General features: G+C 39.8%; 2 protein-coding genes. Both read right to left on the bottom strand.

All coding sequences use genetic code 11. The features are described 5' to 3' along the window. Nucleotides 1–35 precede the first annotated feature (35 nt). A complete protein-coding gene (locus NTU69_12650) occupies nucleotides 36–893 on the bottom strand; it encodes a DUF2520 domain-containing protein (GenBank protein MCX5804354.1) in 858 nt (285 codons plus the stop codon). Continuing rightward, the coding region (locus NTU69_12645; protein MCX5804353.1) for an AsmA-like C-terminal region-containing protein at nucleotides 890–1,600 on the bottom strand (711 nt) is incomplete at its 5' end. The genes NTU69_12650 and NTU69_12645, both read right to left, overlap by 4 nt.

The raw sequence follows: 1,600 nt of genomic DNA, 5'->3' as shown, positions 1-1,600 counted from the left end.
GAGGGTTCGAGTGATACCCTCGACCCCTTATAAATCTATATTTCCTCCAATACATTTTTTAAAAGCTCCAATACCTCTTTATTTAGAATCTTTCTTTTTTTTACCAGATCGAGAGCAGCCAATGAAAGGGCCTTATATATCCTTTTTTGCAGTTTCATATCGCTCATTGCTTCAATATGGTCAATAATAGTACCAACATCACCCCGAATCACTGGCCCTGTGAGCGACATAAGCGGACCTTTAGTCTCGATATTTTTCAGTGTGGCATTAATGATAGGGAAAAATGGCTCAAGTTCTATGCCAATCCTGTCCATAATGCCTTCACCAGCATAGAGTAGTGCACACAAAAGGTTACATACAAATACTGCAGAGAGATGATAAAGCACTTTGTTTTTACCCTCTATTGTTACAACCTTATAACCGATGTGTGTTCCCAAGAATTCCAATTGTTTGAGAGCCTTTTTGTCACCCTCAATAAATATATATGTGCCTGGCAGGACATCAATTGCACTATCGATATCAGGAAAGGTTTGAAGTGGGTGTAGAGAACCAAGAATAGCCCCCTTTTCCTCAAGGGGCGAAAGAATGGAAGAGGGGTGGGCACCGCTTGTATGAAAGAATAATTTGTTTTTAACTGTTTTAAAGCCTTTGAAAATCTCTTTTGCTACCTTTTCGATCTCACCATCCTGTGTTGTTATGCCTATGATATCCGAAGCCCTTACAATCTCACTGTTATCTGTTGTGTAAATACAGTCATTGCCTAAATATCTCCTTGCGACATCAAGGGGTGCCTTTTTTATGTCAGAGGCCCCTATAACATCAAGCCCCCTTTTTTTCATCACATGTCCTATTGATATGCCTACCTTGCCAGCACCAATTATCCCGATTTTCACTGCTCAAACACCTCTTTTGGTAAGACCAGTATGTTTCTCAATATTTCAATTGTTTTACCGCCGATACTTTCTGTGAAATTTAAACTTATCTCAGGGTCATTTATCGGTCCTTTTACATTATACGCTGTATAGAAAAAACCCTTCTCTTTTCCCCCGATAATGTTTCTCAAGATGGGGATCTTATTTATAATTCTGTCCACGGTAACAAGGGGTGACACAGCGATACTCCCATCTATTTCATTTTTATTCATGTCCAGATTGCCATTTCCGGTTATTAACATAGATGGGCTATCTATAAGGAAATCCTTTGTATTAAAAATACCGTCCTTAACAGTAAAGGTTGCCCCCAACCTTTTATATGACAGGCCCTCCTGTTTTAAATCTACCTTACCTTTAAGGAGGTCATAGACATTTAAAAGTCCAAATATCTTTGAGAGAAGATTCCACTTTTTTATCACACCATCCTTACTATACACGATGAGGTTACCGTTCATCCTGCTGAGAAGCCCTTTCATGTTGTTCCCTTCGGATGATAAGCTTCCATATAACATTGCCCTGCTATCAAATACATGCGTCTCTTCCCCGAAAGCCTTCAGAAACATGCCACCGGTTATTCTACTAACCTTACCAGTCGCATATATGTACGGGGTGGCTCCTGAAAGGTCGATTATACCGTAGATATTGGCGTATCCACCGAGTGTATTCAT

The sequence above is a fragment of the Pseudomonadota bacterium genome (assembly GCA_026388215.1).
GTDB lineage: Bacteria > Desulfobacterota > Syntrophorhabdia > Syntrophorhabdales > Syntrophorhabdaceae > JAPLKF01.
Note: the sequence above shows the minus strand (reverse complement) of the source record. Positions and strands in the feature narration are given on the sequence as shown.